Origin of the sequence: Hydrocarboniphaga sp., from assembly GCF_028291725.1 — a bacterium.
GTDB lineage: Bacteria > Pseudomonadota > Gammaproteobacteria > Nevskiales > Nevskiaceae > Hydrocarboniphaga.
Window position 1 is genome coordinate 1 of sequence record NZ_JAQGNT010000060.1, and the last position, 15,150, is coordinate 15,150.

The 15,150-nt window shown below is 62.9% G+C and carries 14 protein-coding genes and 1 pseudogene; 10 read left to right on the forward strand and 5 right to left on the reverse strand.

The features are described from left to right. Nucleotides 1–140: 140 nt before the first annotated feature. Complete coding sequence (locus JWQ90_RS16330) at nucleotides 141–1,538, reverse strand: cytochrome P450 (protein WP_299696053.1); 1,398 nt, start codon at nucleotides 1,536–1,538, stop codon at nucleotides 141–143. 336 nt (nucleotides 1,539–1,874) lie between these two features. On the opposite strand from JWQ90_RS16330, the gene JWQ90_RS16335 reads away from it, so the two are divergent. From JWQ90_RS16335 to JWQ90_RS29205, 9 genes and pseudogenes are all read left to right on the forward strand, one after another. Then, nucleotides 1,875–2,150 carry a hypothetical protein gene (locus JWQ90_RS16335; protein ID WP_299696054.1) on the forward strand — a complete coding sequence of 92 codons (276 nt, stop codon included), beginning with the start codon at nucleotides 1,875–1,877 and terminating at the stop codon, nucleotides 2,148–2,150. 314 nt (nucleotides 2,151–2,464) lie between these two features. Then, nucleotides 2,465–3,301, forward strand: coding sequence for a DUF3014 domain-containing protein (locus JWQ90_RS16340; RefSeq protein WP_299696055.1), 837 nt, complete (start codon nucleotides 2,465–2,467; stop codon nucleotides 3,299–3,301). Between the two features lie 240 nt (nucleotides 3,302–3,541). Further along, a pseudogene (locus tag JWQ90_RS29200) lies at nucleotides 3,542–3,676 on the forward strand (glycine zipper 2TM domain-containing protein); the annotation flags it as partial. Nucleotides 3,677–3,839: 163 nt separating this feature from the next. After that, on the forward strand, nucleotides 3,840–5,621 hold the full coding sequence (locus tag JWQ90_RS16350; RefSeq protein WP_299696057.1) for an ATP-dependent DNA helicase RecQ: 1,782 nt from the start codon (nucleotides 3,840–3,842) through the stop codon (nucleotides 5,619–5,621). A 626-nt stretch (nucleotides 5,622–6,247) separates the two neighbouring features. Then, a complete protein-coding gene (locus JWQ90_RS16355; protein ID WP_299696058.1) occupies nucleotides 6,248–7,657 on the forward strand; it encodes an AI-2E family transporter in 1,410 nt (469 codons plus the stop codon). 166 nt (nucleotides 7,658–7,823) lie between these two features. Beyond that, a complete protein-coding gene (locus JWQ90_RS16360) occupies nucleotides 7,824–8,099 on the forward strand; it encodes a polyhydroxyalkanoic acid system family protein (protein ID WP_299696059.1) in 276 nt (91 codons plus the stop codon). 335 nt (nucleotides 8,100–8,434) lie between these two features. Further along, on the forward strand, nucleotides 8,435–9,352 hold the full coding sequence (locus JWQ90_RS16365) for a hypothetical protein (RefSeq protein ID WP_299696060.1): 918 nt from the start codon (nucleotides 8,435–8,437) through the stop codon (nucleotides 9,350–9,352). Between the two features lie 513 nt (nucleotides 9,353–9,865). Continuing rightward, on the forward strand, nucleotides 9,866–11,344 hold the full coding sequence (locus JWQ90_RS16370) for a hypothetical protein (protein WP_299696061.1): 1,479 nt from the start codon (nucleotides 9,866–9,868) through the stop codon (nucleotides 11,342–11,344). A gap of 317 nt (nucleotides 11,345–11,661) precedes the next feature. Continuing rightward, the gene (locus tag JWQ90_RS29205) at nucleotides 11,662–11,799 is read left to right on the forward strand and encodes an SEC-C metal-binding domain-containing protein (RefSeq protein ID WP_366919527.1); all 138 of its coding nucleotides are present in this window, start codon (nucleotides 11,662–11,664) and stop codon (nucleotides 11,797–11,799) included. 432 nt (nucleotides 11,800–12,231) lie between these two features. On the opposite strand, the gene JWQ90_RS16375 is transcribed toward JWQ90_RS29205, so the two are convergent. The 3 genes from JWQ90_RS16375 to JWQ90_RS16385 form a co-directional block, all read right to left on the reverse strand. Continuing rightward, nucleotides 12,232–12,507: a BrnA antitoxin family protein gene (locus tag JWQ90_RS16375; RefSeq protein WP_299696062.1), complete on the reverse strand. Its 276-nt coding sequence runs from the start codon at nucleotides 12,505–12,507 to the stop codon at nucleotides 12,232–12,234. A gap of 4 nt (nucleotides 12,508–12,511) precedes the next feature. Further along, on the reverse strand, nucleotides 12,512–12,835 hold the full coding sequence (locus tag JWQ90_RS16380; protein ID WP_366919528.1) for a transcriptional regulator: 324 nt from the start codon (nucleotides 12,833–12,835) through the stop codon (nucleotides 12,512–12,514). A gap of 112 nt (nucleotides 12,836–12,947) precedes the next feature. After that, the gene (locus JWQ90_RS16385; RefSeq protein ID WP_299696064.1) at nucleotides 12,948–13,184 is read right to left on the reverse strand and encodes a hypothetical protein; all 237 of its coding nucleotides are present in this window, start codon (nucleotides 13,182–13,184) and stop codon (nucleotides 12,948–12,950) included. Between the two features lie 170 nt (nucleotides 13,185–13,354). Between JWQ90_RS16385 and JWQ90_RS16390 the strand changes: the two genes are divergently transcribed. Continuing rightward, nucleotides 13,355–14,146, forward strand: a complete 792-nt coding sequence (locus JWQ90_RS16390; RefSeq protein WP_299696065.1) for an SDR family oxidoreductase — start codon at nucleotides 13,355–13,357, stop codon at nucleotides 14,144–14,146. 175 nt (nucleotides 14,147–14,321) lie between these two features. Here JWQ90_RS16390 and JWQ90_RS16395 read toward each other — a convergent pair whose 3' ends face one another. After that, complete coding sequence (locus tag JWQ90_RS16395; protein WP_299696066.1) at nucleotides 14,322–15,137, reverse strand: phytanoyl-CoA dioxygenase family protein; 816 nt, start codon at nucleotides 15,135–15,137, stop codon at nucleotides 14,322–14,324. Nucleotides 15,138–15,150: the final 13 nt, after the last annotated feature.

Genomic DNA, 15,150 nt, shown 5'->3' on the forward strand with positions numbered 1-15,150 from the left:
GGCGACACAAATAAAACCGATGGATTTCGGCCTGTGGCAAGGCGCAAACCACAGCAATAGCACCGCTATTGCGAGGATTTGCAACGCCGCCGCAGGTCGAAAGACGCGGTTTTATGTGCCGTCAAGCATGCAACGGACCACTAGTGCCGCAGCCCCTTCACCCGCACCTTGAAGTTCATCGCCGGCCCCGGCGTCGGCGCCGTCTTGGTCTTCAGCACATAGTTCGGCGTCTCGAACTCCAGATCCAGCTTGTAGAACAGCCGCGCCATCGATAGCGCGATCTGCACTTCCGCCAGGCTCTTGCCCAGGCAGGTATGCGGCCCGCGCCCATACGGCGAATACACGCCCGGCACCAGATGCTCGGCGCGCGGCCGCTGGTAGCGGTCGATGTCGAACCTCAAAGGCTCCGGGTAATACTCGTGCATGAAGTGCGGCACGCTGGTGCCCACGTACATCAGCTCGCCTTCCTTGATCTGGTGGCCCTGGAACACGAAATCCCGGGTGGCCGTGCGCATCTGCGCGACCGCGATCGGATACAGGCGCATGGTTTCCATGATCGCGCCGTTCAGCGATGGGATCGCCTTCATCATCGTCTCTTCGTCCAAGCTGCCGCCGGCGAACAGCGCGTCGACTTCGGCCAGCACGCGGCGCTTCACTTCCGGGTGCTTGAGCACGGTGTAGGTGATTGCCGCCGTGGTATTGGCCACGGTGTCCAGGCCGGCCACATACGGCCCGGTCAGCGTGATGATCAGGTCCTGTGCCGGCATGATCTCCGGGTGCTCCATGTGCGCTGCCATCACGTCGTCGATCAGGTTGCGCTCCTCCGGTGGCACGGTCTTGTAGCGCGCCTTGGCCTCCTCGATCATCTTGCCGCCAAGTTCGTAGACGCGCGCCTTGGCGTTCTTGTAGGTCGGCCGCTTCAGCAGAAACTTGGGGCGCTGGCGCGTGACCAGCACGTTGAGGATGTGCAGGATCGTGATGCGGATGTCTTTGACGTACTCCAGCGGCGCGGCGCCGGTCAGGATCTTGCCGAGCTGGTCGACGACCATGTACTGCATGCCCTCGACCACCGGCACCAGAGTGCCGGGCTTCCAATCGCGTTCCAGCGCGCCGTCGGTGATCCGCACCAGCTCGTCGTAGCGGCCCTTGATCGATTCCTTGGAGTAACCGCTGCGCATGATGTCGCGCAGCTGCTTGTGGCTCTCGCCGTCTTCGCCGGTCAGCGTGCGGGTTGCACCGTATTCCTGGACCAGGCCTTCCCAGAACTCCTTGGAGCGCAGGCAGTCGCGGCCTTCGCGCGTACCCATGAAGTTGGCCGCCTCGACGCCGGCGATGACCTTGTAGTCGTTGCCGAGCAGGTTGACCTGGAACACCGGGCCGTACTTCCGATAGCAGTCGACGAAAAACTGCGCCGGGCCCCTGGCCATGGCCAGGGCATTGCCGAGCAATGGCCAGCCGGGTACCCGCGGCGTCGGCACCAAGGGCAGCTGGGCTGCCGGTGGCATCGCGGATGGGGCAGGCTGGGTGGCGGTGTTCATCGATGAGATCTCCGGGTTCGCGGCGCGCACGGCGGGCTCGCCGCTCGCATGGTGCAACCGCTCCGGCAGCGCTCCATGATCCCATCGGACTAGTTTTTGGGGAGTGTCCCCGAAATCATCCTTCGAGCCGCTCCGGAACCCCGCGAACCGTTTTTTTTGTCACCGCCCGGGAACTTTTTCGATATGACGCTCACGTCGGTTTGCTTTTTGCTTTGCAAATGAGTGCCGTGCGGTAATGCAGCCGCGCGGCAACCCAGGTTCATACCCCGGCAAGCCGGTGACCTGATGCGCAACGACGCGCTACCCACCATAAGGTTTTCTATTTGGAGCGTTAGCGTGAACAAGACTTCGATTTCCTGCCTTGCCCTCATCCTTTCCCTGGCCTCCGGCGTTGCCGTGGCCGAAAACACTTTGTCCAAGGGCGGTGTCGGCAGCTCTTATCCGCCGGGTAGCCCGCTGGCCGTCAACAACACCGATTACGTAGACAAGAACGGCGACGGCTGCCTCGAAGCCGACGAAATCAAGCCGGGCTCGCAGATCGAAAAGCGCCTGAAGACGCGTGATGCGAACCACGACGGCAAGCTGTGCAAGGACGAGTACTACTTCGAGTAAACCTCGCGAGCTTCGTCGTCGCGCAGCGGCTGCCGTCGGCGCCGCAGAGTTCACGCGAAATTCAGAGCCTTACAGGCATCTTGAGCAAGGCCGCCAAGGACGGCGGCATGGTATCGCAGGGATGCGTAGCACCGGGTCTCGTATGAGTCCCGGTGCTTTCTGCGTAGTGGGCCACTGATCGCAGCATAAGCCGGCGACGCTGCTCATCCATTGGCCGGACCATCCCGAGCTTGACAGCAGCGGCGCCGTCTTCAAGTCTTGGACCGAACCGGGACAGGCGGCAACACAGCTACAACACAGCTAGGGATGCAAGCATGAAGGCGCGCGACTGGGCTTTGCCCGTCATCATCATCGTCGTGGCGCTGGCCGCGGCGGCCTGGTACTTCTATGGCTCGCGCGGCGGTGGACCCGCGACCGCGCCGGCTGCCACCACGTCGCCAGCGCCTGCGCCCGAAGCAGGCACGCCTGCCGAAGACAACACGCCGCAGAACCCGGTCCCGGTCGTGCCGCCGCCATCCGAGACGGTGCCGCCGTCGCCGCCCTTGCCGCTGCTGGGGTCCAGCGATGCGGAGATGCGCCAGTCGCTGCTCGGGCTGTTCGATACGGCGCCGGTCGAGGCCTTCCTGGTGCCGCAGGACATCATCCGGCGCTTCGTCGCGATGATCGACAATCTGCCGGAGCCGGCTCTGCCGATGCGCGTGCGGCCGATCCGCAAGATCGACCGCGGTTTCGTGGTGCAGCAGCAGGACGGCAGCCTGGCGCTGAGTCCGAGCAACGCCGCGCGCTATGCGGGTTTCGTCGAGGCGGTGCAGCTCGCCGACGCCAAGCGCGTCAGCGAGGTTTACTTCCGCTATTACCCGCTGTTCCAGAGCGCCTACGAAGAGCTCGGCCATCCGGGTCGATACTTCAACGACCGGCTGGTGCAGGTGATCGACCATCTGCTGGCGACGCCAGAAGTCGCCGGCCCGATTCCGTTGGCGCGACCCAAGGTGTTCTACCAGTTCGCCGATCCGACGCTGGAATCGCTGTCCGCCGGACAGAAGGCGATGATCCGCATCGGCCCGGAGAATGCCGAAGTGGTGAAAGCCAAGCTGCGCGAGCTGCGGGCACGTATCGCCACGCGTCACGCGGGCGGGGAGCCGGCGCACTAGCCGATCCCCGCCGGGGTTCACGGCGAATTCAGCGCTGGCGCCTACCGTGTACTGCTCAGTACATGGAGGACGAAAGACATGGATGTCTTCAATCGAAGCGGAAGTCGAATCGGAAGTCGCTATCTGATCGCGAGTTGTGCCGCATTTGCTGCCTGTGCATCGCTGCCGGCAATCGCGGAGGTCTACACCAACGACGATGGCCAGCGCGTCGAATGCCACTACGAGCAAACCCAGTCGAGTGACGGCCATCCGGTGGCCGCGCCGGTGATCGGCGCGATAGCTGGCGGCGTGGTCGGCCACCAGTTCGGAGGCGGCAAGGGCAACGACCTTGCCACCGTCGCCGGCGCGGGTGCCGGCGCCTACGCCGGCAAGAAATACAACGACAGCAAGACCGACGACCAGGGCTCAACGCGCAAAGTCTGTCAGCCGGTGAGCTGAGTCCGGCCAACGGACTGACGGCAGAAACTTTTACAGAGGCGGCTCGCGCGGGCAGCAGCGGGCGCCTCATTCCAGGCAACGCAACACCACAGGTTCAGTGATGACGATGGCATCGGCGCTCGGTGTGAGCGCTTTGCGAGAAACCCTGTCCCGCCGTTTCGGACTGCAAGGCTGGCGGCCGGGACAGGAGCGCGTGATCACCAGCGTGCTCGCCGGCCGCGACACGCTGGCGATCATGCCGACCGGCGCCGGCAAATCGCTTTGCTACCAGCTGCCGGCGCTGCATCTGAGCGGACTGACGCTGGTGGTGTCGCCGTTGATCGCGCTGATGAAGGATCAGGCCGAGAAGCTCGAGGTCGCCGGCATCCAGAACGCGCAGCTCAACAGCGCCTTGAGCGCCCAGCAGGAAGCCGCGATGCTCGAGCGCATTGTCGCGATGCACGAAGGCATCGTGTTCGTGACGCCGGAGCGGCTTGCGGACGAACGCTTTCTGCACACGCTGCGGGCCAAGTCGGTCGCGCTGCTGGTGGTCGACGAGGCGCACTGCATCTCGCAGTGGGGCCATGATTTCCGCCCGGCGTTCCTGGAGATCGGCATGGCCATCAATGCGCTGAACCGTCCGCCGGTGCTGGCACTGACCGCGACCGCGACCGCCCGTGTGATCGACGACATCCGCACGCAGCTCGGTCTGACCAAGCTGCGCGTGATCAACACCGGCCTGTACCGCCCGAACCTGCGCTGCGAAGTGCTGCCCGTGCAGGGCGAGGATCGCAAGCTCGCGGCGCTGATCGGGCGTCTGCGCACCAGCCGCGGCAACGGCATCGTTTACTGTGCGACCGTCAAGAGCGTCGATGCACTGCATGAGGCCCTGGGGCAGGCCCAGATCGACGTCACCCGGTATCACGGCCGGCTGACGCCGCGCGAGCGCGACGCCAACCAGGACGCCTTCATGTCCGGCCAATGCCGGATCATGGTCGCGACCAATGCCTTCGGCATGGGGATCGACAAGGCCGACCTGCGTTTCATCATTCACTACCAGATGCCGGGCAGCCTCGAGGCTTACTACCAGGAATCCGGCCGCGCCGGCCGCGACGGCCTGCCCGCCGCTTGCCTGCTGATGTTCGATGTGCGCGACAAGCAGGTGCAGCAGTTCTTTCTGGCGCGCCGTTACCCGGGTGTCGACGAGTTGTCCAGCGTCTGGGTCGCCTTGTGCCGCCAGACCCAGAACCGCGATCGCGCGAGCTTGAAGGAATTGCAGGAAGCGGTCCCCAGGCTGGGTTCCAGCCGCTTGCGCATCACTTTGAAGCTGCTCGAGCAGGCGGGCCTGCTGGCGCGCGCCGAGGATGGCGGGTACCGGCTGTCCGAGACTGTTGGCAATTTGATCGACTTCCAGAAAATTGCCGACGACTACGCGCTGCGTGCCGAGCGCGATCAGATCGTGCTCGAGCAGATGATCGCCTATGCGCAGAGTTCGCTATGCCGCTGGGCTCGCCTGCTCGAATACTTCGGCGTGCGCGCCGAGCGCCAGCGCTGCGGCCACTGCGACAGCTGCGAGCGACCGGGCATCCAGGTCGACCCGAACGTGCTGCGCCGTGCCGAAAACGACGCCGCCTGGCGCGCACGCAAGCCGCTGCCGCCGATCGAAAACGCCGCTGAGACCGACCTCGCCGGCGGCGAAACGGCGCCGCCGGTTTTTGCCCCCGGCAACCGCGTCCGCGTCAGCCGCTACGGCCACGGAGAAATCACCGACCTCACCGACACGCATGCGACGCTGCGTTTTGCCGACGGTGCATCACGCACCTTCCTGCAGAGCTATCTGCGCCCGTCGGCGCGAGCCCCGCGCCACCGGCCTGCGATATCGCAGGAAGCGCAGATCGCCTAGCCGCGAATGGGAACGCGGTTCGCGCGTAGGTCGGCAATCCTTTGCCGACGTGAGGCCTCGATTGCGCGTCCGAGAGTACACGTCGGCAAGGGATTGCCGACCTACGGTGCCGGGAGATGCTTCTCATCAAATACAGGCCCTAACCCGAATGGCACCAACTTAACGAGCGATCCCCTCTCCCGCAGGCTTGCACCTGCCGGCTTGAATCCCGGAACCGGCCAGCCCCTTCCCCCGCATGCGGGGGAAGGTTGGGATGGGGGCGCGACGATAGCGCCGCGCCTGGGCGCCCCCACCCCAGCCCTCCCCCGCAAGCGGGGGAGGGAGAGGCTCCTGGGTAGCCCCATGTTCCTTGCGGACCTGCTCACGGACCATGAACCCGATGACGGTAGGTCGGCAATCCTTTGCCGACGTGCTCAAGCGATCGGGGCGCACACGTCGGCAAGGGATTGCCGACCTACGTCGCTGGCGGGGCAGAGCCGGTTCATGGAAAGGGGATAAGGGATCGCAAGGCCATTCGGGCTAGGGCGACTCGCCCCCGGCTTCGGGCAAGGGTGCCGACGACGTACAGCGCGGTGACCTCGCGTGATTGCGACGGCGGCCACTCCGAGCCGATGTAGGCGACCGTGATGCCGATGATGCCCGGCAGGCACACGCTGCAGCAGGCGCGCGATGATCAGCCGGGTCGAGCTCTGCGCCGGGGCGACGGCCGCTGTCGGCAGCACCACGATGAACGCGGCCAGCACGATCACGCGGCGCCGATCTCGTTCATTGCAGGTCTTGGACATTGCCGCACTCTATTGTCGCCGCGCCGCGATGTTCGGACCAGCTTCCTGGCCCGCGCGGTGTCAGAGATGCCGATGACGATGCCGCCGGACCCGGATTTGCAGCTGCAGCGTGCACCCGAGACTTCGGCTGCGATGATCCCGGCGGTGCGCCGGCCAATCGATGGACGCGGCACGGCGCTGGCAATCATCGCGTTCGTCGCGGTGATCTATCTGCTGCAGTGGGCCAGTCAGGTGTTCATTCCGATCGTGCTGGCGATTTCCCTGAGCTACGCGCTGACGCCGTTCGTGGCCTGGCTGAAGAAGCATCTGCGTCTGCCGCAGCCGCTGGGCGCGGGCCTTGCGCTGTGCCTGCTGGTCGCGACGGTCGCATATATGGGCGCCGCGCTGCAGCCGCAGACCGCGACCCTGCTCGACAGCCTGCCGCAGGCGACGAAGAAACTGGAAAGCCTGCTGCACCGGACCTCGCTGGATCGTACCAGCGCGTTCCGCAAGCTCACCATCGCCGCCGACGAATTCGGCAAGGCCACCAATCCAGGCGCCGCGCGTCTGTCGCAGCAGAACTCGCCGGGTACCAATGCGATCATCGGCTCGTCGCCGGACAAGCTGCGCGAATACCTGTGGAACGGTGCCGGGGCGGTACTGACCGGCTTCGGCCGTGCTGTCGTGGTGCTCGCGCTGTCGTACTTCCTGCTGATTTCCGGTCATTCATTCAAGCGCAGGCTGGTCAGGATCAGCGGCAGCACGCTCAGCGAGAAAAAGCTGACCGTGCAGATCCTCGACGAGATCGACACGCAGATCCAGCGCTACATCCTGATCCAGCTCGGCACCAGCGCGCTGGTCGGCCTGCTCACCGGCCTTGCGTTCGCGCTGATCGGGGTCGACAGCGCGTTCTTCTGGGGCGTCGCCGCCGCGGTGCTGCATCTGGTGCCGTACATCGGCACCGCGCTGGTGGTGCTGATGTCGTCGGTGTTCGCCTACCTGCAGTTCTCGGAGGTGCATAGCGTGCTGCTGGTGGCAGGCGCGACGCTGGCGATCGCCGGCCTGGTCGGCTTCGGCATGGTGCCCTGGCTGACCGAGCGCGTCGGCCGCATCAACGCGGTCGCCACCTTCGTCGCGCTGATCGCCTGGGAATGGCTATGGGGCGTCCCGGGCCTGTTGCTCGGCATCCCGATCATGATGGCGATCATGGCCGTCTGCGAGCGCATCGAGCGCCTGCAGCCGTTCGCCGAACTGCTGGGTTCGGATCGCTGAACCAGGCTCGTCGTATGATGGAAAGCCGCGACCGCATGGGAAAACGGGGCCCCGGCGTCGCCGGTTGCTAAGCGCCCCGGCCCGGGTGGCTGACTGCCAATTCCGTGCCGGGGCGATTAAAATTTCCAAACTAGATACAACATTCCAAAGAGATAGCGAAAACAACATGCCCGATATCGACGTCACCCGTCCGCATGGACGCAGCATCGCCGAAGCCCGCCAGCTCGTCGAAAGCCTGATCGTCAAGATGGCCAAGGACTACGACCTGAAACACCAGTGGGAGGGTGACACCCTCAAGTTCGAGCGCAGCGGCCTGTCCGGCGAGATGGCGATCTCGCCCAGTGACATACACATCACCGCCAAGCTCGGCCTGATGCTCAAGCCGCTGAAGGGCCGCATCGAGAAAGAGCTGGTCGGCGTGCTCGATCGCAAACTGGTCTGAGGCTGGGGATGCCGGCACATGGACGTGCCGGGCGCCGCCAGGCAATGATGAACGCCGTCAAGGCCGCGACTGAGCTTGGCGTTGGATCGACGAAAGCAAATGGACATCAAGCGGACCTGCGTGGCAGGCGTTGCCACCGATGCCGTACATTTTTGGCCTAGCAGCCTGTCGGGCTTGGCAAGATCTACTGCGGCTTCGGCCTGCTGCGCCCAAACTGCGGGCGCCCTCGTCGAATATGACTCGATATTTTCCTCGGTCGCCCGCAGCTTGGACACAGCAGGCCAAACCCTCGCTACGATCTCCCAAGCCCGACAGGCTGCTAGCCTCCGCATGCAATGATTCCTTCCGGCCGCCTCTTAAAGCTCGTATTCGCCGCCATCCTGCTCTCGACGACACTGACTGCGGCGGCAGAGCCGCTGCCCGGCATCGCTGACCGATGGGCTCAGGAACATGGCGGCACGCTCTGGGCCGTCGGAGCGGCGCCGGACGGCACGTGCTTCGCGGTAGTAACGCGCGAGGGCGTGGCGGTACTGGATCCCACGGGCCAACCCCGATGGAGTAAGCCCCACGTCAATCGGTGGCTGGCCACGGAGGTCGGCGCAGTCGCCGCGTCGCCGGGATGCCGATGGGTGGCTCTGGCAGGCGGCTCTGGTTACCGCTATGTCTGGTTCCTCAATCAACGGGGTATGGCCTACAGTCATGCGCCAGTCTCGGTTGGGTCGACGACGGCGCTCGCGGTCAATCACCGTGGAGACACGCTGGCGGTTGGAACCGCTGCGGGGCACCTGTTCTTGATGGACCCCAAGGGATCGATGCTGAAGGACATCCGTTTCAGTGAGCGTCTCGACGGCCTGGTCTACTCACCAGATGACACAATGCTACTCGCGAGCGGCGGTCTGCTCACCGCGGGCCTGCTCAGCGCCCAGGGCGTGCCGCTCTGGACTCGCGAGCTGGGCGCCTGGATTACGATCACTCCCAACAACGTGTGGACCCGGTTTCTCGTCGTTGGAATGCCAGGTCACGGATCCGATGTCGGCTCGCTGGAACTTGTAACGCGCGAGGGGAAGACGCTCTGGGAGAAAGCGGTGACGGCGCCTCGGGTCGAGAAGGCATCGGACGCTCGTGGGTTCATCGTTTCGTCCGAGGACGCCGACATAGATCCTGACGACCCGGAGGAACGGAAGGACTCCTATTTCCCACGCACCTTTATCGATGACGAAGGCCATGAGATGCGGATGGCTGATCGACCGTGACCGTATGCGCGCGTCTAGAGACAAGTCAAGCTTCGCACGGTGCTTTGAACTGCCGTGCTGACGCATTCGGCTCAAGCTGGCATTGGCCCCATTTGTCTCGCCGAATTTCAGTGCAGACATGCAAACTCTGGAAGACGCCCCTGGCTTCCCCAGTCAGCGATCTCAACCCATCGCCGGCACTTAAAGTCTGAGACAAATTGCGTCCGAGCGGAATGTACGCGCGGAAAGTGCAATTGAAGTCTGCGACGTGCCATCGGCACGAAACTTCTCAATGTGTCCTGGCGACCGCTTAAAAGATCTTCGCCGCCGGTCGTCAAGAACGCCTGTGCGATTGGTCGGTATCAGCCCTTTTCCGACCCGTGACGAAGGTCAGCTTTCGGGTTGCCAAATTCATGTCAGAAAAGCGGGCCCAAGCCGACATGACTTGGACCGGTTCTGTTGGACGCCTGCGCCGGAGCGACGGAGAATCAGAGAAGGCCAATTTTTCCTTAAAAAACGGTGGCGAGTAATTCCATGAAAGCGGTCTGGGAGGGTGAACAGTTCGAAGAGTTGTTGAACTGTCCGTTGTGGGTGGTCTGCAATCAGGGCCCTCTTCGCGGTCCGATCCTAAAGTTCTCGATCAGGCGCAACGATGACTTCCAGATTGAATTGCTCACGATCTCCGAGACATCTCTCCACTCGGCGCCCGCACGGCGTGCCAATCCGTCGACGACCGGGTCCCGTGCCGGAACGGTGGGTCCAGCAACGGATGTTGTCGAATTGGATGGCCCCGCGGGGACAGTAAAACTGGGGGGCGTGGTGCTATTGGGGGTCAAGAGTACGTCTGACTTCGCCAGACAAATTGAGTGTCACGAACAAAGGTCGCTGGTGCATTCCATTGTCCGGTCCCCAAAAGCTACCGATACGGTCGGCTATCAGTTCGAGTGGATCAACAACCTGGAATTGGACGAAGTACTGCCTCACTCGTTTCGAGTGGAGAGCGACGATACATCAATACTATCGTTTCCTGGAAGCGGAATGCCTATCGAGATTCGTTCGGGACGGAATGGCGGCAACCATGGTAACTGCTATCGCCTTACGATAGATGATCATGAGATTGTGATCGGGCAGGTACCGGGTTCAGAGAACCGAACCAAGCGGAATGAAGCCTACGTCCTATACCGCGGGCAGGCTTCCGAAGGCTTTAGACGCAAGTTTCGGGAGTGCCTGTCTTTCGCTTTTGGCCGACCTCTGATCTACCTCGGCTACGACCTGTTGACGCCGGACTCTGTGTCGTGTGGGTTTGAGGCGGTCGCAGGGTTCAATGCCGACCACGCTCGATATGCGTACGTGGGGCTGCCGCCGGCGCCTCTGTTTGAGGGGCATTACATCATGGTCAGCGAGCGGGTGACGACGCGCCTGCTGAAGGGGTTATTCGCCCACTACGATGCCCTCAATTTTCTCCACGTCAGCTGGTTGTACTGGCACGGTCTATGTTCAGCATTGCACAGCCAGGCGGTGCAAGTGGGCGCAGCCATCGAGGCACTCCAGGTAGCCCAGGCGGCGGCCAATCCTGACGCCTTTAACACCAAGCTGATGGACAAGCCCCAGTATCGCGCCTTGCGCGAAGGGGTGGAGAAGTTGGTGAGCGAAATGAATTTCGACGATGGTGTGAAGGGCGAGCTACAAAAGAAGATCGATCAGCTCAACAAGCCGTCTCAACGGGTTATTAACGAGCGGTTCTTCGAGGCGCTAAATCTCAAAATGGGACCGGAAGAGTCTCAGGCTTGGAGACGGCGCAACGACGCCGCCCACGGAACCGGCACTGAGGACTATCACGGCCTGGTTAGGGACATCAAGCTGCTCAAAAACATATTTGCGCGCATTGTGCTCCGCGTCAGCGGCGGAAGTGAATACTACATTGACTATTACACCCCCGGATTTCCAGCCCGCAAGCTCGATGAACCCGTCTCAAGTACTAATCCACCATTGTGCTTAACCCGGCCGGACTGATTGCGACTTCACCGCGGGCGGCCCCAAGTGCCTCATTGCGACCTATTCAAAATGCTCCATCGGATACTGGAGAGCGGCGCCCGCCGTGTCCGTTTTCGGGCCATCGCGCTCATGACCTCTTCGCCGGCTCATAGCTGTCTTCAAAGCGGCGCCTGCCGGGGCATGATCGATGTGCGCTGCTATCTCTGATCATTTCGCGCAAGGAACAGCATCTGCTATTGCTTCTGAGCTTCGACGCGCAAGACTCACCGACTCACGTCGACTGGGAATTCGTCGCGCTCAAAAGCCTTCCCGCGCTCGAAGTGGAAGCCTTAGCAGTGAAGGCCGCCGCGCTCAAGGAGCGGTGCCTTGCGAAAGAAGCGTCGAGTCGAGGTCACGACAAGATTGGTCGCAACGAGCGCTGCCCTTGTGGATGTGGGCTCAAATACAAGAAGTGTTGCGGAAGGGACTGGTAGGACAGCTATGTGGCGCTTACTGCCATGCTCGTGTCGTATGCGGCCGAAAGCGGACCCGACGGAGGCTCTGAGTGGCCGCTTTGTGGCATCAAGATTTAAGTGCCGACCGGCGGCCACTGGCAAATTCTGTTGAAAAACTCGGAGCTGCGATTCGGATACCGATGAAACTTGGAAAAGTGTTCGCGTAGGATTGATTCTGTGACTTCGATTCAGTCGAGTTGGTCAGAACCGCACTGACGCGAACACCCGGTCTATATTTCCGGTGGCATGCTTCAGGCCAAATAGTTTTTCAACAGAATTGGCACAAAGCTGCCGATGAAGCATTTCAATCCCGCCAAGGCTCGCGCGTTTTGATGCTATCTAGGGCCAGGCCGTGCCGTCGATGATGAGACGGTATATTGCGCAGTGATTGAAGACAGCAACGGCTTTCCCTTATTCCAGCGCGAAACGTTCCCGCAACACGCGGTTGACACGGGTTTGCCAGCCCGCCCCAGTGGCACGCAGCACCGCCAGAACATCGGGGTCCAGACGCAACTTCACCGCAATCTTGGCCTCCGGTTTGGTGCTGCCGGTCGGGCGGCCACGCTTGCGCGCCGTGATGACGGCGGGCGTGTGCACAGCGGCATATTCACCCGCCTTTGCCTGGCGAATGGAGTTGAGCACAGCGCCTGCGAATTCTTCCTGCTCGGCGTCCAGTTTTTTCTTCATTCGGTCATTCTCCAAAGGATTCGTCCAGTGCCGCTTTCCACTTCCTTAGCACCGCGCGCGGCATGTCATCAAACTTGGCCTTGGCATATGCCACGACCAGCACAATCTGCCCCTGCGCCAGGCGAGTGAAGTAGATCGCCCGCGTCCCGCCCCGCTTGCCCATTCCGGCACGCGACCAGCGCACCTTGCGCAGACCGCCTGTGCCGGGAATCACGTCGCCCGCTTCGGGATGCGCCGAGATCCAATCAATAAACTCCTCGCGCTCGACATCGCTCCAGACCTTGGCGGCCCATTCGCGGAAGATCGCGGTCTCAACTACGGTCAGCAGGGCGGCCATTAATTAAGTGTGCCCCCAAATAATTATGCGGTCAAGCCGCTTTGATCAGCGTCGCCAACTGCCTCCGACTTTATTGGCAGAGAACACGATGAAACCGCTATTTCTAAGGGGTTTTCCGCATCACGTAACCGCGGGTCATCATGCATTGCTGGGCCAGCAGTTTCTGCTCATCGCCGAGCCTGACGATGCCGGACTCCTCCTCGCAGGCACTGCGGTCCGCATCCAGGGTTTTCTGATCGACTCCGGGCGGAGCGATATAAGTCCAGCCCTCGCTGGCGCAGGCGGCGGGCAGCAACGCAAGGGACAAGGACAGCAGCATTACAGCGCGACTCGAACGCATCGACGGGTCCTGGTGGGATGGAAGCCCGCTTTGGACAGCGGGCGCCGCATGTTATCGCGTCCGGCACCCGGACTTTTTTTACCAGCGCTGCGGTGATCCAAAATGCGCCGCGTTCGGGGATCATGGGCGCTGGCTTCCAAACCCGGTAGCGACATGAGCCGATGTCTCCCATGAACACCGCCTACACCCTGATCACCGGCGCCACCAGCGGCATTGGCCTGGCGCTGGCCCACGAGTTCGCGCAACGCGGCGACGCGCTGCTGTTGGTCGCGCGCCGCGCCGGCGCGCTGGCCGAGACCGCGGCGTCGCTGCGGGCGCGGCACGGCGTCGAGGTGCTGGAGCGCGTCTGCGATCTGGCCGACGCCGCGGCGGTAACGGCGCTGGTCGGCGGCATCGAGCGTGACGGTCTGCACATTGCCAAGCTGATCAACAACGCCGGCTTCGCCACCGCCGGCGCCTTCGTCGACCAGAGCTGGCACAGCGAACGCGATCTGCTGATGGTCAACGTGCTGTCGCTGGCGCAGCTGTGCCATGCCATCGGCCGGCAGATGGCGGCTGTCGGCAGCGGCCACATTCTGAACGTGTCGTCGATCACCGGCTTCATGCCCGGTCCGTGGATGAGCAACTACGCGGCGAGCAAGTCCTACGTGCTGATTTTTTCGGAGTCGCTGCGCGAGGAACTGGGGCCGCTGGGCGTGAAGGTATCGGTGCTGTGCCCGGGCACCACGCGCAGCCCGTTTTTCGCCAAGGCGAAGATCGCGATCGAGAAGGCGGCGCCGGACAGGCTGATCATGAGTCCGGAGGAGGTGGCGCGGATCACGGTGTCGGCGATGGACCGCAATCCGGCGATCATCATTCCGAAGTTCCGCAACAAGCTGCTGGCGACGGCGCCCCGGCTTGGCCCGCGCTGGCTGTTGCGCAAGGTTGTGGCGGCGCTTCATAAAGCCGTTGTAGCGAAGTGAAGGGGGCGCTTTTGGCGATTCTCGAGGGAACCCGGCAAATCAAAATTCTCAAGCTGTAGGAGCGGGTCATACCCGCGACTGGGACTCCACCGACACAGTCGCGGGTATGACCCGCTCCTACACGGGCACCCATCTGGCGCCCACCGTGTCTGCGTTGTTTGCAGCGGCGCCAAACCTACTTCGCGAACCTCGCCAGGCGCTGATAAAGCGGCGTCGCACTCTTTTCATGTTTGGGCGCATACGCCCCCGAAATCACCGGGATATACATCACCCGCCGCCGGCTGGGTTCGCCGCTCACGGTCGACTGCGCCACGCGATGCCAAAGTCGCCCGTCGTGCACCGTCAGATCGCCCGCTGCCGGAATGATCGCCAGCTCGTCCGCATCCGGATCGTGATCGCGGAAATAACGCTTGCGGAACAGGAACTGCCACAGCGACTGCCGATGCGTGCCGGGCAGCAGGCGCAGGCCGCCATGCTCGATGCCCAGTTCGCTCAGATGCACGCCGACATTCAGCAAGGGGTTCAGTCGAGAGCCGAGAAAAATGTCGCGCAGGCCGTCGGTATGCCAGCCGAGACGGCTGTGCTCGCTGTGCGGGCCATGCACGTAATGATTGACCACCAGGCCGTCTTTCTCGTTGGCGCCGACACGCGCATCGGGACTGCCGATCAGCGCGAAAAGCAGCTTGAAACGAGGGTCTTTCAGGAAGTCCGCGAGTAGCGGATCGTAGAGGTTCGCGAACGCGAAGCGCTGCACGATCCTGCGGCCGTCGAGGTCGCGGCCATACTTGATCGGCACGCCGTTGACTTTTTCGATGCCGCCGTCGATCCATCGGTTTTCGACACGCTGCGTGGCGGCGATCAGTTCCTGCACCCGATCGGCGGCGATGAAGTTGCTGAAGTGCAGAAAGCCCCAGCGCTGGAAATGCTCCAGCTGTTCGGCGGTCAGCGCGTCGCCGAGTTCGAAGCGCGGGTAGTCGAAAGTCGGGTTCATGACAATGCTCTCC

What these genes read in the sequence shown, in the direction of transcription:
- JWQ90_RS16330 (WP_299696053.1), bottom strand. Translation starts at nt 1,538, where the DNA reads ATGAACACCGCCACCCAGCCTGCCCCATCCGCGATGCCACCGGCAGCC.
- JWQ90_RS16340 (WP_299696055.1), top strand. Translation starts at nt 2,465, where the DNA reads ATGAAGGCGCGCGACTGGGCTTTGCCCGTCATCATCATCGTCGTGGCG.
- JWQ90_RS16350 (WP_299696057.1), top strand. Translation starts at nt 3,840, where the DNA reads ATGACGATGGCATCGGCGCTCGGTGTGAGCGCTTTGCGAGAAACCCTG.
- JWQ90_RS16355 (WP_299696058.1), top strand. Translation starts at nt 6,248, where the DNA reads ATGCCGATGATGCCCGGCAGGCACACGCTGCAGCAGGCGCGCGATGAT.
- JWQ90_RS16360 (WP_299696059.1), top strand. Translation starts at nt 7,824, where the DNA reads ATGCCCGATATCGACGTCACCCGTCCGCATGGACGCAGCATCGCCGAA.
- JWQ90_RS16365 (WP_299696060.1), top strand. Translation starts at nt 8,435, where the DNA reads ATGATTCCTTCCGGCCGCCTCTTAAAGCTCGTATTCGCCGCCATCCTG.
- JWQ90_RS16370 (WP_299696061.1), top strand. Translation starts at nt 9,866, where the DNA reads ATGAAAGCGGTCTGGGAGGGTGAACAGTTCGAAGAGTTGTTGAACTGT.
- JWQ90_RS16375 (WP_299696062.1), bottom strand. Translation starts at nt 12,507, where the DNA reads ATGAAGAAAAAACTGGACGCCGAGCAGGAAGAATTCGCAGGCGCTGTG.
- JWQ90_RS16385 (WP_299696064.1), bottom strand. Translation starts at nt 13,184, where the DNA reads ATGCGTTCGAGTCGCGCTGTAATGCTGCTGTCCTTGTCCCTTGCGTTG.
- JWQ90_RS16390 (WP_299696065.1), top strand. Translation starts at nt 13,355, where the DNA reads ATGAACACCGCCTACACCCTGATCACCGGCGCCACCAGCGGCATTGGC.
- JWQ90_RS16395 (WP_299696066.1), bottom strand. Translation starts at nt 15,137, where the DNA reads ATGAACCCGACTTTCGACTACCCGCGCTTCGAACTCGGCGACGCGCTG.